The following is a 24,786-nucleotide window of genomic DNA, read 5'->3' as shown; positions in this document are numbered from 1 at the left end:
TTTTTGATTCATTAATTGTTCTTTATTTGACTTTCATGACTATATGATACTACTATTGTTTATAGATGCTTAAAATCTTATTGAAGTTTCACAATACAAAAAGCTATCCTTATAGAGGCCGATCGCAATATCAGTGACTGGTCTAAACTTTCCCAATCGAAAGCTGTTGTAGAGTGTCGAGTTCTCAACGAGCTTTCTGCTTACGAGACGATGGAGAGTTCATCACTGACTTGAACCCGACCTTTGACCAGGGAGCGAATCAGACGATCGAGTGAGCCACGTTCTTCTTCACTGATGGACTCATCAAGGATAGCGGCCATCATGCCGTAGCGGTCAGCTTTGGTAACGCGGTGAGTATCGGTGACAGTGGCAATTAATTCGTTGATAGCGCCGGGGAGAAGATTAACTGGAGACATGGGATTGTTTTGAACTCGACACCTTAATCATCTCGTGGTTTATTCTAAGAGCAAGTGATGGTGCTGGTTTTTTTCCGTGATAATACTGAAAATATTCGGTGAACCAAGTCCGTGTAACCAGTGATCGAAGTCACAACATTGAAACCAATGCAGCGGTGGAAAAATTACAACCCACCTTCCGCCCTTTGACTATAACACCGTGATATTTTTCGTCTGGCACGAGTCTGAAATTCCTGCTGTGCAAAAGTTTCAGACCTTCATAGGAAGAACTGCCTCTGCTTGAACAAATTCTCAACAAGTAACAACAGTTGACTTTTTATTTCCTCAAAATTGATGCAAACCTCATGGCTTGGTCAAAAATACCTGAATGTGAGAGTCATATCAAATCCGCCCTTCATCGGAATTATTCATCTCTCTTACCTTCCTCTGTATCCTCTGCGTCCTCTGTGGTTTAATCCTTCCGATCTAACCGGAATTGATATCAAAGGGCCGGACGTGGGGTATAAGACACCAGAAAAATGATAATTCGGCACACTAAGTACGGAAGAGCAGGTCTAGGTCTCTTGACGACAGGAAATCAGCTTTTCCGGGTTAACGTTTCTCTGCTTCGCCAATGAGGGTAAAAGCGGCCCAATCTACAGGATTAGGATGTTTGACCAATGTCACCAGCATGGCTTTCCGCAGCGCTTGGGCAATATCAGGCGTTAGTTGCATCTGCCGATAAAATTCCGCCATCAAGTCGGCTGTTGATTCATCAGATACTGACCACAGAGAAACTACAACACTCGGAACGCCTGCTGCAATAAACGATCGCGATAAACCAATGATGCCATCACCTGTAATACGACCGCGACCCGTATTGCAAGCACTCAAAACGACGAGTTCGGCATTCAACCTCAAATTGAAAATTTCGCTAGCAGTGAGTAAACCACTGTCATCCTTGCTTGGGGCAAGTGCGATGACTCCAGGTACCCCCAATCCCTCCACGTCATCCAGGATGCCGTGAGTTGCTAAATGCACGATGCGCGATCGCTCTATTTGCTGTAAAACTGCTACTTTTGTCGCTTTGTCGCCTGTAAGCGGTTCAGCATTCAAAAGCTGAGCGATCGCGATCGCTTCGGCTTCAGAGTGTGGGAGTGATGACAGTTGTTGAGGAGGTTGGTTCGTCGCAAAGGCAACACTTGGCATGGTAGGATTCCCAACGACTAGCGCACCTTTTCCTGAAGCAAGCTGTTGCTGTTTCTTTGTTAAAGACAGCACTTGAATTGAAGGTGCTGTTAAAATTGTATGTTTTTCTATCAAGTAGTTTCCCGAACTATCTTGCAACGCGGCAAAGGGAACTAAGAACAAAGATTCATGAGGAATAAAGGTAATTCGCGACGCTGGATCTTGAGGTAGAAGGTCAGCAATTGGTTCGATCAGTAGTTGATAAAGCTCTTGCAATGACGGGTCTAAAAATCGTTGCTCGACAATATGCCGGGTTGGCGTGGGATTTGTACCTGGTTGGGATCGCTGCTTGTTTCGCAGGCAACTGGGAATGAAGCAACGACCTTGAGTAACCAAGGCTTTTAATGCAGTTTGTTCCTCAACCAAACGTTTCAAACTGATGCGACGAAATTCAATTTTTCCGGTCGGCTGCATTACCCAGATATAAAGTTCTGAATCTTGCAACTTTCTTTGGCCGTCAGCTTCTACAACTTCTTTGATAATTGAGTAAGAAACTAAAGTAGAATTTTGTTCTTTAGCAATTTGCTTAATTTCCTGGATGTTGAGCGGTTTTATTTGAGTTTCCGATGCCTTTAGGGTAGGCTGTGCTGACTGGGAAGAAAAACGGTTGGTCAATAATCTAACAAAAGCTTGCGCCCGTCCCCGTTCTGTTATTTCTAGCGCTTTATCATTCTGATTTTGACTAGCAAGCACTTCTTGCAAAGTGCTATAAGTTGTTTCTTGGGTTTCAAAAATTGAAACTAAATTGAGGTCGTTATTGCCTACATTTAACCGCAGAGATTCCCAAATTTCAAGGGCTGAAAATAAAGCTTTGATAGCTTCTGCTGGTTGCTTTGCTTTGTATAAAGCGTCACCTAAATTTGTGAGTGCGCGGCCTTGGGCGTGGCGATCGCTCAGTTCTCTGGCAATGACTAAACTTTGTTGGTGAGACTCAACCGCTTGAGGATAATTTTTGACAGCATAGTAAGCAATTCCTAAATTCTCTAGAGCACGACCTTGAACGAAGCGATCGCCCAGTGCTGAGGCTATAGCTAAACTTTGTTTATGCTCATCAATTGCTTTGGCATAATCGGTTAGGGAATAGTGTACTAATCCCAAATTGCTCAAAGCAAGAGCTTCGCCTCGGCGATCGCGCTGCTGTTTAGCGATCGCTAAACTTTGCTCTTGATATTCAACTGCCCTTGTATACTCTTTTTGGGCATAGTAAAGTAATCCCAGATTTCTCAGAACACTCGCCTCTAAATCAGCCGATTTTAGGGAATGCGCTACTTCCAAACTTTGCTCGTAGTATTCGATTGCTTTTTTATAATTGCCAATCGCGCCGTAAGCAGCTCCCAAACCAATAAAAGCTTGTCCCTTTCCCAATAAATCGGCCCTGGACTCAGCTTCTGCTAAGCGCTGCTGGTGGTAAGAAATTGCTTTTTCATAATCTCCAATCGCGTAGTAAGTCGCGCCTAGATTGTTGAGCGCGTAGCCTTCCCTAGCGCGATCGCGAGAGAGTCTCGCCAGCTCTAAATTCTGCTGGTAGCAGGCGATCGCTTTGCTGTAGTCTTTTGGCGCAGTCTGGAGAGGCAATCCTGGTTGCTGCCCCAGTAATTGTTCCTCACTTAAGCATTGAGCGACACTCGGTGTCAGACTTGCTAAGTTTTGCGGTTCGCGATTTTGATCGCCATTAAGCTGGCTCAATTGTTGACCGGCCAGGGTATTAGGATTTTCTGGCTGTGTATTAGAGACTTGCACTGAGACAGGTACAGTGGCTGCCGCAGTTGGTATTGCATCTGAGTTTGCAAGCGTTGGTACGAGTGGTGTGATGGTTGGGAGACGTAATGGTTCTGGCACGCCCCTTTCTGCAGGCAGCGTGGGAGCTAACCCAGAGGAAGGAACTTCTAATGGTTGTGGCACGCCCATTTCTGGCGGCAGCGTGGGAGCTAACCCAGAGGAAGGAGTATCAGGATTATCTGGTTGTGGTACACCTAAGCCTAAAGGTGCGATCGCAGGGAATTGAATCCCAGGTGGTGCGAGTGCAGCAATTGTTGGCGGTTCTGGCGGTAGTAGGGGAGCTAACCCACCACTCCCAAAGCCGAAAGCTCGCTCAATCTCTAATCGTGGACTGCCCAAAACAAAGGTAGGATCGGTCAGAGATATTAATCGGCTGCCAGTGGTATCAATGCTGTTGGGGTTATTGCTGCTAGTAGCGAGGCGAATCTTACCCTCATAGGTCAGGATAGTACCCGGAGCGATCGCGTTCCCAGCTTGTAAAGTGATGTTTCCATCTGGTAGGCCAATCTCAGCTACAGAGCTGAGGAAGCTGTTTTTGGCATTAATACTGTCACCAGAGGTGAGCAAACTGATGTTGCCTCCTCCAGAAAGGATAGAACCCGCTACAGTGATGTCTTCGTTGGAGCGGAGTACAATATTACCACCAACTCCTGCGCTCGTGCTCGAATCTATTCTGTCTCCGGTGGTGCTAAGACTGGATTCTCCTTCAAGGAGAATCGCGCTACCCCCAGAAGTTATGTTGCCTACAGTAGTTAAACGACCCCCCCTAATCTCAATATTGCCACCCCTCCCTTGGGCAGATGTAGAATTTAAAGCGCCAATATTGAGCGTGATTCCCCCAAGTGGCTCATTCCGCAAACCAATAGCGCTATCGCCGGAAATAATATCTCTGACACTAACATCGGTTCCATAAATCTCGATTGCGCCACCTTTCCCCGTGCTGGAACTAGAATTTATTACCCCACTGACGTTGACTTCGCCTAGAATCGATAACTTGATCGAGCCACCTCCAGAAATGACATTTCCAAGAGTTACAGGCCCTGTATTTACTTTGATCTGACCTCCTACTCCACCGCTATAGCTGGAATTTAGGGTAATATTGCCAGCGTTAAAGTAACCATCATTAAACACATAAATGCGACCGCCACCGGAGGTTATATTACCAGTCACAATGTCACCCCCAGTATCACCCCCACCAGCTTTGAGTTTGATCGGGCCTCCCACTCCTCTGTTAGAACTCGAATCAAAATTTCTAGCGCTGATGCTGCTGTTGTTGAAGCTGACACTATTGAGGCTGATACTGCCACCGTTTGAGGCAATGTTGCCGACTGCAATACTACCAAATGCCACAAGCCCTACATCGCCACCTGCATTGCCGCTGCCAGAGTAGAGATTGCCTCCATCGATCGCCCCTGCTTGACTGCTGAGGGTAATGTTGCCACCGCTAGAGACAATATTTCCTGTTGCTATATTGCCGTAAGCATTGAGAGAGATGTTGCCCCCTCCGCTGCCACCAGTTGCGTTCAGAGTGCTCGCACCGGTGTCGATCGCACCTAGATTGCTAAGCAAGCTGATCTCGCCTGCCTTGATTCCGCTAGTGTCGATGTTGCCGGCACTGATGTTGCCTTCTCCATAAAGGGTGACGTTGCCTCCATTTCCAATAAAGCTAGAGGTTGTAATTCCACCGGTGGCGATCGCGTTTGCCCCATACAGGAAAATTGACCCACCGTTACCGGCTATCGAGGAAGCGTTCAAGGTGTTGGCGCTCGTATTGATGCTTCCGCCCGCGCTGTAGAGGGTAATATTGCCGGAATTGCCCGTTAAAGTTGAAGTATTCAGGTTTTCCGCTGCGATGTCCCCGGATGCTACCAGCGCGAGATCTCCGCCATTTGAAGTAATGGATGCTGCTTGAATGCTGTTTGCAGCGCCTAAAAAAACTGAACCTGCGATCGCGATATTGCCAACTTGAATGCTGGCAGGTGAAGAACTCGCGGGTGCTAGAGTGCTGTTTCCAGTGAGGGGAGTGGGTAGGTTGCCAGCCGTTAAAACCAACTGCGGTCGATCGCTAGATGCGGAAGTGATAGCGAGATCGCCGACTGCGATCGCGCCTTCGGCTTGCACTCCCAGAGAAGCGCCTGCGTAATTACCAAAAGAGACGTTTCCACCTGAGACGATCGTAGAACCGCCTGCACTTGCGAAGTTGCCGGGGCTACCTTGAAGTGTGGCAATTGAGAAATCGCTGCCAGCTCTGAAAAGCGCATCACCGGATACAGTACCGTTACTGGTAAGTGTGATGCGGCCGTCAGCGCTCAGTAAGCTTTGGGAGTGATTGCGCGCCTGGATGTCTATTTGGCGATCGCCCTGCACGGTTAGGTTTCCACCCACATCAGTAACAAAAGAGTTAGCCACGCTGTCGCGGATACGGACAATTTCCCCCGCTTGCAATTTCAAGTCACCAGTTGTTTGTAGTTGCCTGTTTACTAGAGTCAGGTTATGCGCGGCTGACACTGTAGCCGTTTGAGCAGACACTGCTAAATTTTGGTTCGCACCTGTTGCCTCAGTGTCGGCGATCGCCACATCGCCAGCTTCTATTTGCAAGTCTGAATTCGTTAGCTGTACGCTTCCGTCGCTGTTAACTGTAACGCCTGTAGCATTGCTGCTACCTCCTGTCAGCAGTTGGGACAGGGTGAGGGGATTCAACGGCACAGAAGCAGAACCTAGATTAGAAGAGGGGGAAATTTCTAAACTCAGCAGATGCCCTGCTTGAGAAATGCGGACTAAGTTTTCTCCGGGTACCGATGCGATCGCAATTTGCCCGGAAGGTGCTGACAAAGTACCGGGGCTGAAAACTGTTCCGCCTATTAAAGCTAGCGTTTGCCCGTTAGGTACGCGCAGTTGACCGAAATTTGCGATCGCCCCTGGCTGAGCTGTAGCAAAATTTAAAATGCTTGGCGTTCCTGTTAGCATAGCGTATTCATTAACGCCAACTGCCTGAAACCAATTGTTGCCAAATCCGATTCCGGTTGCTGTCGTTGCCAAGAATGAACCAGGCACGTTTAGTTGAGCGCTGGAACCAAAAACAATCCCCGCCGGATTCATCAGAAATAAGTTAGAATTACCGCCTATTACTTGAATTAAACCGTTAATATAAGAAGCATCGCCACCCACAACTCGCCCTAAAATATTGCGGATAGTGGGTTCAGAAATAAAGTTAACAATTTGACCGTCTTTGAGTCCAAACTGCTGAAAGCTATGAAAGAGATTAGTGCCGTCTTGTGAGCGCTGTCCCCCGTTAATGTTAAATTGATTGCCGGAGGCATTAACAGCAGTTCCTGTGCCATAGGGAGACGGAGTAATTGGCTGTCCTGTAGCAGCAGGTGAGAATAGTAAAAAACCTAAAGATACCACCCAAGTATAAGTCAAAAGTTGCTGTTGATATCTTTGAGTTATTCTTGTTGTAATCATTAGACTTCTCCCTGATTTTTTTGCTGAACACGCTTAAATTATAATAAAACTTTTTCCTCAAAAAACATGAGTGGAGTTTAAGCTAAGCACGTTAAAAAGTGCGCTCTTAGCTCAAATGGTAAACTTTTATAGAACCCATTTGAGATCTAAGCGGCTGCAAGCCTTATCAGCATCAGCCTAATAACAATAGTCCGGATAGTTTTTAGTTCCTAGTCTGAAACCCGTGATTTTTCCTTGGTAGTTCGATTGCCCACTCGCCTTGAAAGCCATATTATACGGTTGGTTATCAAACACTGTCCGAAGTCTTGTAATAAAACAAAGATTAACCTTGGCAGTCGCATCAACTAGAGTTCTCTAAAAATTACTGACGAGGATTTTGCAAGTATCTATCCAAGCATTTGCCCGTTCTCTTCCCCTACCTTGCCACAACCGGAAAAAACAAGGATTCGAGGATGATCCACTCTTCGTCTGTGAGGCTGGTAGAGTAGGGAATAACTGCTGGATAGGAATTTTGCAGTCACTTTACTTCAATACAGTAAAAAATGTCAAATGGGTTCTATAAAAGCGATCGCCCTTCCCACTCCCTCAAGCCCCTGAAGCGTACCTATCTCACAGGGAATCGCCCTTTTATCCAAAATCAAAATAAGTAGACAGACAAAAAATTAGTCCGCCTACTTAATCGCTAACTACAAATCACTCCCACTCGATCGTTCCCGGTGGCTTAGAAGTAATATCGTAAACCACCCGGTTCACCCCCTTAACCTCATTCACAATCCGGTTCGAGATCAGTTCCAACAAATCGTAAGGAACCCGCGCCCAGTCAGCCGTCATCCCGTCTTCACTCTTAATAAATCGCAAGACGATCGGGTAAGCATAAGTGCGCTGATCGCCCATCACGCCTACACTGCGAATCGGCAGCAAAACTGCAAAAGCTTGCCAAAGTTCACCGTACAAGCCGTGCCGGTTAATTTCTTGGCGAACAATGAAGTCAGCATCCCGCAAAATATTTAGTCTCTCTGCGGTAACTTCTCCTATAATCCGAATCGCCAATCCCGGGCCGGGGAAAGGTTGCCGGTTCACGATTTCTTCGGGAAGCCCGATCGACCGGCCGACTTTTCGCACTTCATCCTTAAACAATTTTCGCAGCGGTTCAATCAGCTTAAATCGCAAATCTTTCGGCAAACCGCCGACGTTGTGGTGGCTTTTAATTTTAACAGCAACTCGTTCGCCGCTTTTCGGGTCTGCATTAGTGTCAGCCGACTCAATCACATCAGGATAAAGAGTACCTTGTGCGAGGTAGTCAAAGGGGCCCAGACGCTTCGATTCTTCTTCAAATACGTTGATAAATTCGTGACCGATCCGCTTGCGTTTTACTTCAGGATCGGTAATCCCTTCAAGTTGAGCTAAAAAGCGTTCGCGAGCATTAACATACTCAACATCAATGTGGAATTGCTCTTTAAATAATTTTACCAACCGTTCTGGTTCATACTTCCGCATAAACCCTTGGTCGATAAACATACAGGTAAGTTGGTCGCCGATCGCCTTGTGCAGCAAGAAAGCCAAAGTAGAAGAATCTACACCACCGGATAGAGCCAGCAAAACTCGTTTATCCCCCACTTGCTCTCGAATTTCTCGAATCGATTCCTCCACAAAAGTAGCGGTCGTCCAAGTCGGTTCGCACTCGCAAATGTGGTAAACAAAATTGCGAATTAAAGCTATTCCCCCGATCGAGTGAACTACTTCTGGGTGAAACTGAACCCCGTACAAATTTTTCTCGTGGTGAGCAACAGCAGCACACGGAGTATTGTCAGTGTGAGCGAGGATCTCGAAACCAGGCGGCAGTTCAGTACACGAGTCTCCGTGGCTCATCCACATCGTGCTGCCCTCTTCGACATTTGTCAGCAAATCCGTAGGATCGTCAATAAATAGCGATGCCTTGCCGTATTCGGCTAATTTAGATCGCTCAACCGTGCCTCCGAGCTGCTTTACCATCAACTGCATCCCGTAACACACTCCCAACACCGGTATTCCCAAATTCCAAATTTCGGGGTCGCAGTGGGGTGCTTTTTCATCGTATACAGAACTCGGGCCTCCTGAAAGAATAATTCCTTTAGGATTGATAGCTTTTAACTGTTCTGCCGTAGTGCGGTAAGAAATAACTTCTGAATATACTTGAGTTTCGCGAATTCGACGAGCAATCAGTTCGGAATATTGCGAACCAAAGTCGAGAATCACGATGATCTGGCGATCGATCGGCCCCAGAGAAGAGTTTGTGAAGTCTGATTCAGTTTTTATTTGAGTAGTCACGGTTATTGCGTAATTGCTAAGTGCTAATTGGGCAGAAAGTAGGGGAGGTATTTGTCGCGGCTTCACTACCAAACTGAGGAAGGCCAGCAAGCATTAGTCGCTAGGAATAAATCTTATTTATACTAGATTGCAGTCAGCGCTCGTAGTCGATTAATAGGGTCGAGGGCAAGCAGAGATTTACTTAAATCCTTACCCTAATTAATTGAACTATGGCGTCAAAAACTGCGTCCCCAAGCAACCTAGTATAATTAAGGTCTAGGGACAAAGAATTATTACTTGTTAAATATTATCCCTGAGCGATGTTTTAAACAGAATTCAGGGATATTCACACTACATTAACAAATTTGGGTCAAAAATGTATCTCCTATATCACTTTTAACAATAATTTTGCGATCGCGCCCAAACATCACCGAGCCCACGGGGATGTGCAAGTTAGTGTGAGTAAAAATGCAATCCGATGAGCGCAAGTCTATTTGTCGGGCGATGTCGCCGTAAATTCGATCGACCCAATTGCTCCCACACTCGGCGTCCAAAGCCCGCAGTTGCCCCAGAGCCTCTTCGGCTGTCGCTGCGGCAAAAATTGCGGAACACGCATCGGCGGGCATTCCAGCCTTAGCACAGTAAGCTGTGAGAATTTCCCTGCGCCCGTCAGCGAGGTGGTGGTGAGTGTGAAAAATCCCCGCAGCCAATTTCATCAGTTTCCCGTGATAGCCAAACAGCAAAATTGACTGCACGCCCTGACATCCGGCTTCTACCAGCAGCGGGCCGAGCCAGTTAGCGGTTTTGACTAGCCTCTCAGGATTAATCCCCAGTTGTCGCGCTAAATCCAAGCCGTTTTCGCCGATGCAGAAAACCAAACAGTCAAACAGTTCGGCTTTTTGTTGCAGTTGTTCGCGGTAAACTTCCAACTGTCCAGGGGCACTCAGCGGTTGAGAAATGCCCGTTGTACCCAGCAGCGAAAGTCCTTCTACCACGCCGAAAGCTTCGTTAGAAGTGCGGGTGGCTAGTTGCCGCCCAGACGGCAGAATCAGGGTGACAGTAATTTTTTCGGACGGTGAGAGTTCTAGGCTCAGATTCGATCGCAACAGTCGCATTGCGTAATCATAAATTGCCGCTCCTCCACCTGCTTTATGATGTCCAATTCCCTCCCCGCCAACAATCTGTATTTGTTCCCCCTCTCCTTCTCTCCGCAATTCCACCATTGCCCAAACGGGGGTATTGCGAGTCAGATCGAGATTTTCCCCTGGATCGGAGCGAGTCACGGCTAAAGCGGTATCAGTTTTGAGTACAGACGCCTGTTCGATCGGAATTTCTGCCGTTATTTGCGGTTCCAGTAAATTTACTGATACGCTATCTAGAGAGTGAATACCCTCACGCAAGCACCGCAAAGCTGCAAGTGCGGCCGCACAGGCAAATACTGGCAGTGTATACCCGGATAAAGGTTGAGTTTTGGTCACGCTCAAATGCACAAATACGTAAATTTGCTGGCGATCGACATCACGCCTTAGCACTGATACCCCTCAAACATTTAAGTTTAATTCTAGGGTTTGCTATTATCTGCAGTTAGCGTAATTTTTGTCAACTATAATTTTGTCCTGTGAGTTGCCTGGAAGCAAGCAACACTTTTTTGATGTGTGTTAGCGAAGCCCTCGTAGAGGATTGCCAATAAGCCACTCCGAAGCTTTAGCGGCACCTGGGGGCGATTTTCACAAAAAACCCGGACTCTCGATCGCGAGCGCTGGCACGAACAAACGGATTCCACGAATTAGGTAGAAATAGTTAGCAGCTATACTCCGCAAGTCGATCGTCTTTCATTTTATAGATTTAGCTAGCCGTAAAGATTTGAGAACCCAGTGAACTCGCGCGAAATTTGCTTATGCCCTTGGGGGGCCTTGTTTGAGGCGGAATTCGAGCAATTTTTGGTAGGCGAAATGCTACGCTCGCTTCCTGGTTAAGCCCTAAAACCTACTTTTTTACACTTAGCATATTTATATCTCCCAACCGGTTGATGTCCTATAGATCGCAAGTCATTTATATTGATCGGAATTACCCGGACGTGCCAGTCCTACTTTTGAGCTAACCTCTTGGAGGTGGGGCTGGTTTTATCTAACCCTGTTACTTCAATTCTCCAATCTAAAATTTAAAATCTAAAATCTAAAATCGATTGACTATGTTTGAACCAGTTGCAGAGTTAAATGAACCTCTATCTCTTCAGGCTCCTGAAATACTAGACAATCAAATATCTCAGCTCGTTTTACCTCCACAAACTGATCTCAAAATTTCTAAACAAGAGGTTCGATCAACCCTGAAAGCCTCAACTCTAGACGGCGTTTTTGCGGCTGTCTTCGAGTCGGCGACTGGCGGCGTGCTGCTGAGCAACTTCTTGCTGCAACTCGGGGCTAGCAGCGTGGAAATAGGTATATTCTCGGCTATTCCGATGGTGGTAAATCTCCTGCAACCACTAGGAGCCTACATCGCAGACCGCACAACCAGCCGCCACTGGTACAACCTATTTGTATTCGGCGCGTCGCGGCTGCTGTGGCTGGTGCTGGCGGTGGTAATTGTTTGGGGTTCCCAGCACGCAGACCCCCACCAACTGCTGCAATGGACGCTGGTAACAGTCGTAGCAGCTAGCGTGCTGGCAGCTTTGGCCAATTCTAGCTGGTTCAGTTGGATGGCTGCTGTGGTTCCTCAGCGCTTGCGAGGACGCTATTTTGGCTTTCGCAACAGTGCTGTCAGCCTCATCACTTTGCTGGGAGTACCGTTGATGGGATTGGGAGTGTCAACTTGGGACGGCGGTCCAATTTTGGGCTACGGTATTGTTTTATTGGTGGGTGTTTGGGCGGGAATGATTAGTTTGGGGTGTCAATTCTTTATGGTTGATGTGAATCCCCACGTATACAAAAAAGATGCACAGAATGATCGACTTACAGAGAAAGAAGCAAAGAAAATAACAGATTTTGTACCTTCAGTGCTGAAAGATTCTAATTTTTTAATGTTTATTCTTTACTTCAGTGTGTGGACATTTGCTATTAATCTCAGCGCGCCTTTTTTTAATATCTACTTGCTGAAAGATTTAAGCTTGGATGTGAGTTTGGTAACGATTTACACCAGCTTAAGTTCCGGCGCCAATCTACTGCTGCTGATGTTTTGGGGTAAGTTGGCCGATCGCTGGGGAAATCGCCCTCTGCTAATTGCGGTGGGGCTGGTGGTGGCCCTAACGCCCTTGCTGTGGTTGGGTACGGGCAATTACCCGTTTGCCCTATGGGTGTGGCTGCCGCTGCTGCACTTGTTGGGGGGAACGACGTTAGGCGCGATCGGGCTGTGTACTAACAATATTCAAATGGAGATAGCGTCGATCAAGCAACCTTCAACTTATTTTGCGATCGCCGCAGCGGTTTCGGGATTAGCTGGGGCTTTGGGAACTACCGCCGGTGGCTTTCTTGCCGAACTTCCGGGCATGAGTTTGGGCTCACTGTTTGCCCTTTCGGCTGCTGTGCGGCTGGTAGGCTTGCTGCCTTTGCTGTTGGTGCGAGAACCTCGTAGCCAGTCCCTGCGGTCGATCGTCCCCACTTTGGGACGTTTCAATTTAAACCGCGACTAGGAATTTTTCGCACCAATTTACCGATCGAGAAACCAGAAAAGCCCACAGATTGTTAAAAACTTCAAGCACATCACACAAAACCTGAGAGTGCTTGAAACAAATTTTAATCCAAAACATAGTCCAAACCTGCTAGGTGTTCTGCCAATACGTCACCATTATCTTGCAGCCAACTGACAAATCGATAAGATATAGCTGTTCTAAAAACTGACCTGGCATAGCGTAAATGTGTTTAAATGTTTCTTAGCTAGGGCGTCGGAGCGCTACTTCTGTTAGGAGAATCGAGCATTTTTCCATAACCAAAGCTACTATTTCACGCTATGAATTTTTTACGTTTTAGGAAAAGCGAGCATTTTCCCAGAACCAAAGCTACTGTTTCACACTGTAAATATTTTACTTTAAGAAAAATAAATAAAATTAACATTTTAATACAGCCAGCTAGACTATAGGGTGTTTTGGGACTAATATCCTGAGAATCGAAATAGCTAAAGATTGCCCAACCCGATAACAATTTCGTCGAGCAAGAAATTAGGAGGGCTTGCCTGAAGCGACCCAAAAGGGGAACGGGGAATCTCAAGTAACCGATTAGCAATTACAGGTCGCTATCAAATTTTCAAATTCAAAGAGAGAATATAAAAATGACGAAGCCAGGGAAACGTCTGATAGTTTGCTGTGATGGAACTTGGAACAAACTAGATACTCAGTGCCCAACTAATGTGGTTAAGCTTGCCCAGGCCGTGAAACGGACAGCCAGTGACGGGGTTCCGCAGATCGTGTTTTATGACGAGGGAATTGGAGTAGATAGTAACAAGATTGTGGGCGGAGTCACTGGGCTGGGAATCGATAAAAATATCCAAGATGCCTATCGTTTTCTTTCTTTCAACTACGATCAGGGTGACGAAATCTATCTATTCGGGTTCAGTCGCGGTGCTTACACAGTCAGGAGTCTAGCGGGGATGATCTATTGCTCCGGTCTCCTATCCCGCCGTAACGTTACCATGGCATCACAAGCTTACGAGCTTTACCGTAAGCGAGAGATTTCACCAAAGCATCCGGAAGCAAAGAGTTTCCGCGAAAAGTACGGCAAAGATAAGGGCGATCGCGTCCCGATTACCTTGCTTGGTTGTTTCGACACCGTTGGAGCCCTTGGTATTCCTGTTGTACCCGCCTTCAGGAAGTTTGAGGGACAGCTCAAAGCAAGGTACAAATTCCACGACACCACTTTAAATAAGGATATTGAGAATGCGGTGCACGCCGTTGCGATCGACGAAATTCGCGAAGTCTTTGATGTTACCCTGATGAAGAAAAATCCTGATGCCCCGAACCAGAAGCTTCGTCAAGTTTGGTTTCCAGGCGAACATGGCTGCATCGGCGGTGGTACGCCAGCATACCGCGGGTTATCAGATGCTGTCTTGAAGTGGATGTTCGATCAAATCAGTGACCTTGAATTGAAGCTTGAATTCGAGCCAGAGGCCATTGAGGATATCAAGCCTGATTATAAGGTTCCCTTTCAAAACAATCCTGGGTTCTTCAAATTGGCAGGAATCAAGTGGCGCGAGGTGGGGGATACCCTTGAGGATCTTCATGAAAGCGCGATCGAGCGATTGAAAAAAAGCCAAGACTATCGGCCTAAAAATCTGCAAAAAATTCTCTCCAAAGTTATTGAAAATGTAGAAAAATGATCAAACTTTATCAAGCTCTCAGAACCGAACATAAGAAGACGATCTAATCTACAACAATCGAAAGGAAAAGCAATCATGACAAGAGATACATCTAGAGATGGATTGAGCAACAAAGCTTTAGCATATACGTTGACTCATTTCAAACCAATTTGGGATTTAGTTCAAAGTTACGAGCCTCTGAAACGTAAACTAAACAAATTTTTTCTCAATAGTATCATTTACAAACTTCCAACTCGCCCGCTTCCCTATAGCTTAATGGGCTTAGATCCCAAAATTCCAGGGACAGATATTCCCAAAAAAACTGATACCTACATCTCTTGGGATTCACTTACAGACAAGACTTATACTGGGCGACATTTACCTCCCGACCCAGAATTTAACAAAGAAGGGAATTTACCACCACTGGACAAATTAAAGACCTTATTCCAAAAAAGAGATGGAAAAACCATTTATTCGGAAAAATCGACTCTGCTCTTTCCCTATTGGGTGCAGTGGTTTACAGATAGTTTTCTGCGGATAGATCAGCAAAACCGCTTCAAAAATACCTCCAACCATCAGATTGATATGTGTAATGTTTACGGGTTGACCCGCAAACAAACAAATATGCTCAGAGCTTTCAAAGACGGTAAATTTAAAACCCAAAAACTCAAGCGCAAAGATGGCGTAGAAGAAGAGTATCCACTCTTTTATTATGCCGATCCTGAGCAGGGTATTATCGATCCTCAATTTGAAGGTCTTCATGCACCCCTTAATGATGAGAAAAGACAACCCCCCGAAAAGAAAGGCAAGCTATTTGCAATGGGAGTTGAACGGGCAAACGTCCAAATTGGCTATGTCATGCTCAACACTTTATGTATCAGAGAGCATAATCGAATTTGTGATGTTTTGTCCAAAAGCTATCCGGAATGGGACGATGAGAGGCTCTTCCAAACCGCGAGAAATATTCTCATGGTGATTGTTCTCAATATCATTATGGAAGAGTACATTTTCCACATTACGCCCTATAATTTTAGGTTTTTTGCCGATCCTGAAGCTTTTACCAAGGAAAGTTGGTATCGAGAAAATTGGATGGCGATTGAGTTTAGTTTTGTCTATCGCTGGCATAGTGCGATTCCGGAAACCTTTATCTATGACGGCCAAGAAAAATCCATGTACGATTCCCTTTGGAATAATCAGATGTTAATCGATAAAGGGTTGGGTGCATTGATGGAAGAAAGTTGTTCCCAACCAGGCACTAGAATTGGTTTGTTTAACACACCTGATTTTAAGATCGCAGGAACACCCTATACATTTATTGATGCTACCGAACTAGCATCTGTTAAACTCGGACGGCAGGCGCAGTTAGCCAGTTATAACGATTACCGCGAAATGTGTGGTTATCCCAGGGTGACTGATTTCAATCAAATTACGGGTGACGAATACGCTCAACAGAAATTAAAAGAGTTGTACGGTCATGTTGATAAGATTGAACTATTTGTCGGATTGTACGCTGAAGATGTCCGGAAAAATTCAGCAATTCCGCCTTTAGTAGCACGGATAATTGGCATTGATGCTTTCTCCCAAGCTTTAACTAATCCTTTGTTATCGCCTAAAGTCTTCAATAAGGAAACTTTTTCTGAGGTTGGTTGGGAAATTATCCAAAATACCAAAACAGTCTCTGATTTAGTGAATCGTAATGTTCCTCCAAGCGATCCAAAATACAAAGTCTCTTTCGATCTTTAAGTTGTAGCTGACAACTAAGACTCAAGGTAGTGGGGGGCGCAAACACACCTGCGCCCTCAAAAATGAGGAAGAAAAAGGCGATATTTTCGCAAGCCCTCGGCTACGGCAATTCGGAAGCAATTGCACCAGCAGCTATACTATTTAACAGAAGCAACGGTTTGTGTAGAACCTTTTTTATCGATTAACCGAAGGTTATTTATGAGCAAGAAGTTATTTACCGAATATCCCGAACAGGACGAACGCAAATACTACGATCTTTTGGTTGAGCAGGCCAAGCTTCGGATGGATAATCTTTACGGCAATAAGGAGCGGGCGCTGCGAGATACTCACGCCAAAACTCATGCCTGCGTTAAAGGAACTCTGGAAATTTTTGACTTTGATGAGGAAGCGATTAAACGGGAATTGGGCAAACGCGCTTCTTTAACTTCTTCGCAACTCAATGCTATTTCCCTTAAGCAAGGTTTGCTAGCAAAGCCCAAAGAATATCCTGTTTGGTTGCGATTTGCTAACGGTGCTACCAAAGTATACCCTGATTACCAAAAAGATTCGCGCTCAATTTCTGTGAAAGTGATGGGGGTGGAAGGGGAACGACTGGCGCAAAGCCACGAGTCAAAAACCCAGGACATCATTGTTCACAATTCAGAGATATTTGTGAGCCAAACAATCAAAGACTACTACGGCTTTTTTTCTGCTCTGGTTGAATCACCAGAGGCATTGAAAAAGTGGCTAATTCGACATCCCAGACACTTTCTAGCGGTGTCAACCCTTACGGGTAGCCGGACTCCGAAGAGTTTGCTAACAGCCAAATATTGGAGCGGTTCACCCTCTGCTTTGGGTCTCCATCCCGATTTCGATCCCTCCCAGCCTGGTCTAGTTCCTGTGGAATACCCTGCTGTAATTAAGTATGGGTTTACTCCGGTTTCATGCAAACCACCGCACGACATAATTCCAGAACAATCTCGACCGGGAATTCCTAAAATTCCCTTTGTCGATCGCGCTAAAGCCTTGGGTTTAGATCCCAATCAACCAGACAATTATTACCGGGACGATCTAATTCAAGCCTTGGCGAAACCTGATGCCCAATACTGTTGGGATTTTGGCATTCAGTTCCAAACCAGCTTAAAAATGCCGATCGACGATGGCATCAATGTCTGGAAGGAACAGGATTCACCCTTCTTGAGAGTAGGTCGTCTCACCGTCAAGCATCAGATTATTGATTATGAAAAACAATCTGATTTCAACGAAAACCTGAGATATTCTCCCTGGAACGGCTTAGCAGTTCATCGTCCAGTAGGTGCGATCAATCGGATACGCGGTGTTGTTTACCCCGTTGTAGCGAATTATCGCCTTCAAAAGCGAGGTCTTGTCCACCAAGAACCAACCGGAGAAGAAACATTTTAAAGGAAAAATTTGGGGGTCGGACATCATTTAATGCCCTCCGCGAGGTCTCGTCTGAGCAAATGGCAACTCAAGGAACTTAACAAGCGAAACCTTCAAAAAATCCCATCCCTTTTTAGGGGGTGGGAGTGTTGAAAATTATGAATTCTTAGTCCTCAGTCTTTAGTCCTCATTATTCAGTAGCAATTAATCAATAACTGGGTTCGTACCCAATTATTAATTATTCTGCTAGCAACCAACTGATGACTAATGACCAACGACTGATGACTAATAACTTAAGCTTGCCGCGAGTAGTATTCCACCACTAGCAGTTCGTTAATCTGTAGAGCAATCCACTCGCGTTCGATAACGCCGTTAACTTTGCCAACCAGTTTTTGCTTATCAAATTCCAAGTGATTCGGCAAGTGAGCCAAGCCTGGGTCTTTGAGATTAGCTTCTACCATTGTGCGCGAGCGCTCTCTATTTTTCACCGCAACCACATCACCAGGCTTGCACTGATAGCTGGCGATATTGACTTCACGGTCATTGACAGTTATGTGACCGTGATTTACCAATTGTCTAGCGGACGGAATGGTTGGAGCCATTCCCATCCGAAACACAGTATTGTCCAAGCGCATTTCCAAAAATTGCAGTAACACTTGACCTGTGGAGCCCGTGACACGGCGGGCTTTGCGGACGTAACGGAGCAGTTGGCGTTCCGTCACACCGTAATTGAAACGGAGTTTTTGCTTTTCTTGCAAGCGAACCGCATACTCAGAGAGCTTTTTGCGGTTTTGACCGTGCTGTCCAGGCGGATAATCTCGTCTGGGGGTTTTGCGGGTTAGACCCGGCAACTCTTTCAGGCGACGGACGATTCTCAATCGGGGGCCTCGATATCGAGACATTTATTTTCCTCTCTAATATCTGTATGCAATTTTATGCAGACTCTATATTATATGTTGGTAACGGTCAAAATTCAAATAAAGATCGATAAAAAAACGATCGACCGCAGCGCGAGCCATAATGTGAGGTAAATTCTGAAGGAAAAGCCGATCGATCGATCGCCCCAATCAGCCAAAAAAACTCACTACTCGATCTGCCATGCACAACCGCAATTTTTCCCGCACTTCTTCCCCAAAGCCAGCACCGACAGGCTCAAACCCTACCGCGCGCTGGATATTAGCTCTCGGCACGCAGCTAGCAGCACTAGGTTTGTTGGCAACAGCACTGCCAATCTCGCCAGCCTCAGCCATCACTATTAGAATCCCTCGCAATAGGAATCCCTATCGCGTCTGCGCTCTGGAACTAATCGAAGCCGGAGTGGGGGCAGAGGCAGCCGCCGGCGCTTGTGCTGACGCCCTCCGCCCCCGCGACATATCTAAATGCGCCCTCCAAATCAACCGCAAAACCAATATTTCTGGGGTCGAAGCGCTCTCTAGCTGTCGGCGGGTGAGGCGTCCCAATGAATTGGCTACTTGCGTAGTGAATATTAACGGCAAAACTCGAACTCAACCAGCGGCTCCCTTGGTAGTGCTCGATGGATGCCGCCGCAGTTTATTGCCACAACAGTTTGCTGAATGCGTAGTCGGTTTGAGCGGCAGGCTCGAATTTCCCACTGACAGGTTAATCGCCACTTGTCTTGACCCGAGGGGCAGCGTGAGCCAGTTGGACGGGCCTCCTGCACCTACCCCTCCTGTGGAGCTAATTCCACCGCCTGCGCCCCTCAATTAATCACTGTTAACAGTTGACGGTTGACAGTTGACGGTTGACTGTTAACTGTTGACTAATGACTAATGACTGATGACTAATGACTACTTTTTCCTAATCAAATGTCAGAAATTTTTGCTCAAATTACAGTCGAAGAATTAGCTCGCCAATTAGCAGAAACCAATGCTGAGAAATTGCAGCTTGTAGACGTGCGGGAACCTCACGAAATTGAACTCGCGGCGCTGCCGGGATTTGTAGCTTTTCCGTTGAGCGAGTTTGCCGAATGGTCTGGTGAAATTGACGCTAGACTCGATCGCGACAAAGAAACCCTAGTTCTGTGCCATCACGGAGTGCGATCGGCTCAAATGTGCCATTGGTTAACTGAGCGAGGATTTACCAACGTTAAAAATATTGTTGGCGGCATCGATGCTTACTCAATCGTGGTCGATCGAACCGTCCCCCGCTATTAACATCAAATCCAGTTCTTAACTATCGTTTTTTTAGAGTCCGCGCAGGCGGACTTTGTGTGTGTATAAATCGATTATATTCCCCCGGAATGAGCTAATTAACAGCAGCAAATCGAAAATTTAAAAGCGTACTCATAGTGATCCGATCGCGCCCCTGCCTTTTCGAGTCATAAAGAGCCTCATCAGCCGCCAGTAGCAGCGTTATTGCATCATTTTCCTCGCTCGGAACAACGCTGGCAATTCCCAAACTAATCGTTACCACAGAATTAGGCAGACCGTCAAGACTCTTCGGGTTAAAAACAATATTCAAATCTTTCACTTTCGCTCTAATTTGTTCGGCAACAACCACAGCCGCCGACGCATCAGTTTCAGGTAAAATCACAGCAAACTCCTCGCCACCGTAGCGAGCAGCTACATCAGCAGGACGCTGGAGCGATCGGCGAATTGTCTGAGCTACTAATCGCAAACAATCATCTCCTGCTTGATGTCCGTAGGTATCATTATATATTTTGAAATAATCGAGATCGCACAAAATTAAGGATATCGGAGAACCCTCGCGAGCCATGTGTTTCCATTCGGTTCGCAAGCAACTATCAAAATGCCGTCTGTTGCCAATTTGAGTAAGTTCATCCACATTCACCAAAGCTTGCAGCCTTTGATTTTCTTGCTGCAACTCCTCCAAAGCAACAGCCGACCACTTGTCCTCGCACAAATTTTGCCCTTGAAAATACAGCCGATATAATTCGCAAGACAAACTACAGCTATTTCCCTCTAATTTGACCAGTCCCATGCTGTCTAACTGATAAGCCATCAAAGGTTCGAGGTGAATGCTATTTTTAGCATCGACAACTTGTTGGAATGCGGAGGCGAGTTCGGGCTGCTGTTGAATGGCGATCGACTGATTTTGCAAGTAGTCGCTATAAATTCCGCTGTGAGTAGGAGCTGCTGTTAACAGTTCTGCCAACTCGGCTCGCCCCAGTTCCTCCCCAGGCTCATCCCGATCGACGGACAGGCGGTTTTGTTGCAAAATTGCCAAGTGATACAGCGCTAAATGCACTAAATAAGGATGCCCGCCTACCATGTTCATTAATTGCTGTATCGGATCGCGATCGCTCCAGCTTAGTCCGTATCTGCCCGCCAAATCTTGAACTTGTTCCGCAGTAAATTCAGAGAGTTTAATCGGCATTCCTACATTAAATGGAGATTGATTAACATTCAAATCAATATAAATTGCTGTTGAATGAATAACCACGGTGCGGAGTTTTTGCCAAGTTGGGCTACCGCGAGCTTGTTCGTACCAAAAACGGATCACAGACAGAAAATCTTGAGCAATATTGGTGCGTTCAAATACTCGATTTATTTCGTTGATCGCCAAGACAACAGGACTGTCAATTTGTGCGAGCAAATAGTTTTCAAAGTAAATAGTGCAGCTTACCTTGCTGCCCATATCTTCATCCCAGAATTCATCAATATTTGGTTCGAGTTTGAGTTGCCGAGAGACATTGACACAAAGCCAGCGCAAAAATTTATCTAAACTACCAAAAACCGCTGTGTCGGCTTGCTGAAAGTCTAAAGTTACTGTGCGGTATCCACGATCGACTGCCGCGTCAATTATCCGCAGCATCAGCGAACTTTTGCCCATTTTTTTAGGAGCTTTAATGCGAACGAGGCCTCCGGGTTTGCTAATTTCTGCACAGGCCAGGGCTTCGGCCCCTGAGCGCTCAATATAAAATGGAGAGTCAAGCGGTATCGGGCCGCCGGGAAAATCTAGGTCGGCAACTGTTTGGATCGAGTTTGGTGATTTTTGGAGTCCTGCCATAGTCCTTGCACAAGGCGATACCCTGACTGTATCTTACCTTTGTCAGGTTAGTAGGTAGACGAGCGGTGTCCAAGATCGATCGACAATCCTAAAAAATCTAAGTTTTTAGGGACTTCCCGGAACTGACTTTGCTATAGTAGTGTCACTTTACCCAGTCTCAAACCCTGCTTCAACACGGCTCTGCAGATCGACAAAAATTCGACGGTAGCCCAGACGCGATCATTCTTGGCCTTTACCGGAAAAATAACTCGTCGGTCGTCGAGGTCGCGCAGGAAGAGTCCCTATCTAAGGAGAAATAATCATTGTCACGCCGCTACCTGTTTACCTCTGAATCCGTCACTGAAGGCCATCCCGATAAAATCTGCGATCAAATTTCAGATACGATTTTAGATGCCTTACTGACTGAAGACCCTAAAAGCCGCGTCGCAGCCGAAGTTGTCGTCAACACCGGCTTAATGCTGCTGACGGGCGAAATTACGACTAAAGCTCAGGTAAATTACATAGAATTAGCCCGGAAAAAAATAGCCGATATTGGCTACATCCACGCTGACAACGGCTTTTCGGCCAATAGTTGCTCAGTGTTGGTGGCTCTTGATTCTCAGTCTCCCGATATTGCTCAAGGGGTAAACACAGCCCACGAAAGCCGGGAACAATCGAGTGAAGAGGAATTGGACGCCATCGGCGCTGGCGACCAAGGTTTGATGTTCGGTTTTGCTTGCAACGAAACGCCGGAAATGATGCCTCTGCCGATCAGTTTAGCGCACCGGATTTGCCGTCAACTGGCAGCAGTCCGCAAAACCGGTCAGTTATCTTACCTGCGTCCCGACGGCAAAAGCCAAGTTACAGTCATCTATGAGGACGGCAAACCTGTTGGCATAGATACGATTTTAATTTCTACGCAGCACACCGAAACGATCGGCGACATCACAGACACAGCGGCAGTTCAAGCCAAAATCAAAGAAGACCTTTGGACTGCTATCGTCCAACCCGTGTTTGCCGATATTAGCGTGAAGCCGGATGCAGAAACTCGCTTCCTTGTCAACCCCACCGGCAAATTTGTGGTCGGCGGGCCTCAAGGAGATTCGGGTTTGACGGGCCGCAAAATTATTGTGGATACCTACGGCGGCTATTCCCGCCACGGCGGCGGCGCTTTTTCTGGGAAAGACCCCACCAAGGTAGACCGCAGCGCGGCTTATGCTTGTCGCTACGTTGCTAAAAATATTGTAGCGGCTGGTTTAGCCGAAAAGTGCGAAGTGCAGTTGAGTTATGCGATCGGCGTTGCGCGGCCGGTTAGCATGATGATCGAAACTTTTGGCACTGGAAAAGTTGATGACGATCGCCTTTTAGAAGTTGTGAAGCAGCATTTTGAACTGCGTCCTGCGGGCATCATCCAGGCATTTAACTTGCAGAATTTGCCTGCTGAAAGAGGCGGTCGTTTCTATCAAGATGTGGCGGCTTACGGTCACTTCGGACGCACTGATTTAGATTTGCCTTGGGAGGAAACTGATAAGGCGGAACTTTTGAAAGAAGCTTTGAGCCAGAAGTTGTCTGGAGTAGCGGGATAGTACAATGTTGGGGTGCGCGCAGCGCACCTTATCCATAAATAATATAGGGTGCTACCAATGAATGTAGGGTGCGTACTTCGCACCTTATTCATAAATAATATTGGGTGTTTTGCTGCCCATCTTATCCATAAATAATACCGGGTTCTACCAATCAATAATAACGTAGCGGGTTCAGTACCCACCTTCAAAGAAAAAAAGAATAAATAAATGCGATTTTTCACACCTTTCCAATCAGCAATTCGCAGTTTTGCCTCTTCCCTCCAACAGCGGTTGGGGACGACTGGATTTTCTGCACCAAATCCTGCAACGCTGCCCAGTTCGTTTGCGACTAAAAATCCTGGTGGAATTCGCGGCGTTTGGATAACCACCACGGACTCCAAAGTTCTCACATCAAAAGAGCGAATTGCTGAGGCAATGGACTTTCTCGCCGATACGGGATTTAATACCATTTTTCCTATAATTTGGAGCCAGGGTTATACGGCTTATCCTTCTAAAATTATGCGAGAAAAATTTGGGGTGGAAATTGACTCGCGCTATCAAGGTCGCGACCCCTTAGCAGAAATATGTGTTGAGGCCAAGAGAGTTGGTTTAAAAGTAATTCCTTGTTTTGAATACGGATTTGTGAGTTCTTACAATCGCAAGGGCGGTCATTTGCTGGCGAAAAAACCTGAGTGGACCGCCCGTGATGCCAGCGGCAATTTACTTAAAAAAAATAACTTTGACTGGATGAATTCTCTTGACCCGGAAGTGCAAGACTTTGTGATGGGATTGATGCTGGAAGTTGCCAAGAATTATCCGGTAAACGGGGTTCAAGGAGACGATCGCATTGCGTTTCCGGTAGAAGGCGGTTACGACGAAAAAACGGTTAAACGCTATCGAGAAGAGTGCGGTAAAGCAGCACCGTCGGATTGTAAAGAGCAACATTGGGTGCAGTGGCGTGCTAATATTATTACTGAGTTTGTAGCTCGTTTACACCGAGAAGTGAAAGCTATTAATCCTGATTTGTTGCTATCGATGTCGCCGAGTCCTTATGACTGGGGACTGGTGGAATATTTGCAAGATTCTAAAGCTTGGGTTGACAAAAATTTGGTCGATCTCTTTCACCCGCAGTTTTATCGCCGCGATTTTAATGCTTACAAACAATTGGTCGATAAAATGATGTCGGGACAGCTTAGCGGGCAGCAAGTAAAGTGCGTGTCGCCCGGTATTTTGTTGACGAATCGAGGCAGCAAATATAGCATAACTCCCGAGCTGTTGTTGCAAGTAATTGCTTACAACCGCTCTCAGGGCATTCAAGGAGAAGTGATGTTTTTTTACGAAGGTTTGCGAGATAACGATAACGCTTTGGCTAAGGTTTTGAAAAAAGGGCCCTATGCTCGTTGAGAGATTGTCCCGCAATCAAGCTGTTTCCGGTTGGCTGCAGTCAACCGCGCCGATCGCTATTTCAAACCAAGTTGGTATAAAATAAGATGTTGCACCATTCTCAATAAGCTTTGATGAACAGGCAAGATGGCTGTTCCACAAAGGGTGAGTTTTCTTGTGGAACAGCTATCTTGCCTGTTGCTGACAATGGTGCAAGATGTGAGGATAAAATGATATAGCAGAGTTAGGCTATCTCAAAACCCAGCAAGGCCAAGCAGCAAGCGCTAGTA

14 protein-coding genes are annotated in these 24,786 nt (G+C 46.3%); 8 read left to right on the top strand and 6 right to left on the bottom strand.

Going from position 1 to position 24,786, the window contains the following annotated elements; genetic code table 11:
- Nucleotides 1–200: 200 nt before the first annotated feature.
- The 4 genes from QUA77_RS11110 to cbiD all read right to left on the bottom strand — a co-directional run bounded on the left by QUA77_RS11110 (nucleotide 201) and on the right by cbiD (nucleotide 10,651).
- Nucleotides 201–416: a hypothetical protein gene (locus QUA77_RS11110; protein ID WP_333170743.1), complete on the bottom strand. Its 216-nt coding sequence runs from the start codon at nucleotides 414–416 to the stop codon at nucleotides 201–203.
- A gap of 591 nt (nucleotides 417–1,007) precedes the next feature.
- Nucleotides 1,008–6,887 (bottom strand): CHAT domain-containing protein, encoded by a 5,880-nt coding sequence (locus tag QUA77_RS11105; RefSeq protein ID WP_333450159.1) that lies wholly within the window; start codon nucleotides 6,885–6,887, stop codon nucleotides 1,008–1,010.
- Nucleotides 6,888–7,580: 693 nt separating this feature from the next.
- A complete protein-coding gene (guaA, locus tag QUA77_RS11100) occupies nucleotides 7,581–9,182 on the bottom strand; it encodes a glutamine-hydrolyzing GMP synthase (RefSeq protein WP_445302070.1) in 1,602 nt (533 codons plus the stop codon).
- Nucleotides 9,183–9,529: 347 nt separating this feature from the next.
- Nucleotides 9,530–10,651: a cobalt-precorrin-5B (C(1))-methyltransferase CbiD gene (cbiD, locus tag QUA77_RS11095; protein ID WP_333450161.1), complete on the bottom strand. Its 1,122-nt coding sequence runs from the start codon at nucleotides 10,649–10,651 to the stop codon at nucleotides 9,530–9,532.
- Between the two features lie 713 nt (nucleotides 10,652–11,364).
- Here cbiD and QUA77_RS11090 point away from each other — a divergent pair.
- From QUA77_RS11090 to QUA77_RS11075, 4 genes are all read left to right on the top strand, one after another.
- Nucleotides 11,365–12,798 carry an MFS transporter gene (locus QUA77_RS11090; protein WP_333040433.1) on the top strand — a complete coding sequence of 478 codons (1,434 nt, stop codon included), beginning with the start codon at nucleotides 11,365–11,367 and terminating at the stop codon, nucleotides 12,796–12,798.
- A gap of 635 nt (nucleotides 12,799–13,433) precedes the next feature.
- A complete protein-coding gene (locus tag QUA77_RS11085; RefSeq protein WP_333450157.1) occupies nucleotides 13,434–14,477 on the top strand; it encodes a DUF2235 domain-containing protein in 1,044 nt (347 codons plus the stop codon).
- A gap of 102 nt (nucleotides 14,478–14,579) precedes the next feature.
- Nucleotides 14,580–16,199 carry a peroxidase family protein gene (locus tag QUA77_RS11080; RefSeq protein ID WP_333450156.1) on the top strand — a complete coding sequence of 540 codons (1,620 nt, stop codon included), beginning with the start codon at nucleotides 14,580–14,582 and terminating at the stop codon, nucleotides 16,197–16,199.
- 198 nt (nucleotides 16,200–16,397) lie between these two features.
- Nucleotides 16,398–17,600 carry a catalase gene (locus QUA77_RS11075; protein ID WP_333450155.1) on the top strand — a complete coding sequence of 401 codons (1,203 nt, stop codon included), beginning with the start codon at nucleotides 16,398–16,400 and terminating at the stop codon, nucleotides 17,598–17,600.
- A gap of 272 nt (nucleotides 17,601–17,872) precedes the next feature.
- Here the strand turns inward: QUA77_RS11075 and rpsD are convergent, their stop codons facing one another.
- The gene (rpsD, locus tag QUA77_RS11070; protein WP_172190738.1) at nucleotides 17,873–18,481 is read right to left on the bottom strand and encodes a 30S ribosomal protein S4; all 609 of its coding nucleotides are present in this window, start codon (nucleotides 18,479–18,481) and stop codon (nucleotides 17,873–17,875) included.
- A 196-nt stretch (nucleotides 18,482–18,677) separates the two neighbouring features.
- On the opposite strand from rpsD, the gene QUA77_RS11065 reads away from it, so the two are divergent.
- Complete coding sequence (locus QUA77_RS11065) at nucleotides 18,678–19,307, top strand: hypothetical protein (RefSeq protein WP_333450154.1); 630 nt, start codon at nucleotides 18,678–18,680, stop codon at nucleotides 19,305–19,307.
- 98 nt (nucleotides 19,308–19,405) lie between these two features.
- Entirely contained in the window at nucleotides 19,406–19,753 is a 348-nt protein-coding gene (locus QUA77_RS11060) for a rhodanese-like domain-containing protein (protein WP_333040418.1), read from the top strand.
- Nucleotides 19,754–19,844: 91 nt separating this feature from the next.
- Here the strand turns inward: QUA77_RS11060 and QUA77_RS11055 are convergent, their stop codons facing one another.
- On the bottom strand, nucleotides 19,845–21,569 hold the full coding sequence (locus QUA77_RS11055) for an AAA-like domain-containing protein (RefSeq protein ID WP_333450153.1): 1,725 nt from the start codon (nucleotides 21,567–21,569) through the stop codon (nucleotides 19,845–19,847).
- 302 nt (nucleotides 21,570–21,871) lie between these two features.
- Here QUA77_RS11055 and metK point away from each other — a divergent pair, with 302 nt between their 5' ends.
- Together metK and QUA77_RS11045 are read left to right on the top strand one after the other, a co-directional pair.
- Nucleotides 21,872–23,134 carry a methionine adenosyltransferase gene (gene metK / locus QUA77_RS11050; protein WP_190663141.1) on the top strand — a complete coding sequence of 421 codons (1,263 nt, stop codon included), beginning with the start codon at nucleotides 21,872–21,874 and terminating at the stop codon, nucleotides 23,132–23,134.
- A 207-nt stretch (nucleotides 23,135–23,341) separates the two neighbouring features.
- Complete coding sequence (locus tag QUA77_RS11045) at nucleotides 23,342–24,517, top strand: family 10 glycosylhydrolase (protein ID WP_333450152.1); 1,176 nt, start codon at nucleotides 23,342–23,344, stop codon at nucleotides 24,515–24,517.
- Nucleotides 24,518–24,786 lie beyond the last annotated feature (269 nt).

It is taken from the genome of Microcoleus sp. K5-D4 (genome assembly GCF_036704575.1).
Lineage (GTDB): Bacteria > Cyanobacteriota > Cyanobacteriia > Cyanobacteriales > Microcoleaceae > Microcoleus.
The sequence above is the reverse complement of the archived record's forward strand: the minus strand, read 5'-3'. Positions and strand labels throughout refer to the sequence as shown.

Bases quoted from the DNA above. Each gene is read 5' to 3' on its own strand.
- QUA77_RS11060 (WP_333040418.1), top strand. From the start codon at position 19,406: ATGTCAGAAATTTTTGCTCAAATTACAGTCGAAGAATTAGCTCGCCAA.
- QUA77_RS11055 (WP_333450153.1), bottom strand. From the start codon at position 21,569: ATGGCAGGACTCCAAAAATCACCAAACTCGATCCAAACAGTTGCCGAC.
- rpsD (WP_172190738.1), bottom strand. From the start codon at position 18,481: ATGTCTCGATATCGAGGCCCCCGATTGAGAATCGTCCGTCGCCTGAAA.
- QUA77_RS11105 (WP_333450159.1), bottom strand. From the start codon at position 6,887: ATGATTACAACAAGAATAACTCAAAGATATCAACAGCAACTTTTGACT.
- QUA77_RS11065 (WP_333450154.1), top strand. From the start codon at position 18,678: ATGCACAACCGCAATTTTTCCCGCACTTCTTCCCCAAAGCCAGCACCG.
- QUA77_RS11090 (WP_333040433.1), top strand. From the start codon at position 11,365: ATGTTTGAACCAGTTGCAGAGTTAAATGAACCTCTATCTCTTCAGGCT.
- QUA77_RS11075 (WP_333450155.1), top strand. From the start codon at position 16,398: ATGAGCAAGAAGTTATTTACCGAATATCCCGAACAGGACGAACGCAAA.
- QUA77_RS11085 (WP_333450157.1), top strand. From the start codon at position 13,434: ATGACGAAGCCAGGGAAACGTCTGATAGTTTGCTGTGATGGAACTTGG.
- QUA77_RS11045 (WP_333450152.1), top strand. From the start codon at position 23,342: ATGCGATTTTTCACACCTTTCCAATCAGCAATTCGCAGTTTTGCCTCT.
- QUA77_RS11110 (WP_333170743.1), bottom strand. From the start codon at position 416: ATGTCTCCAGTTAATCTTCTCCCCGGCGCTATCAACGAATTAATTGCC.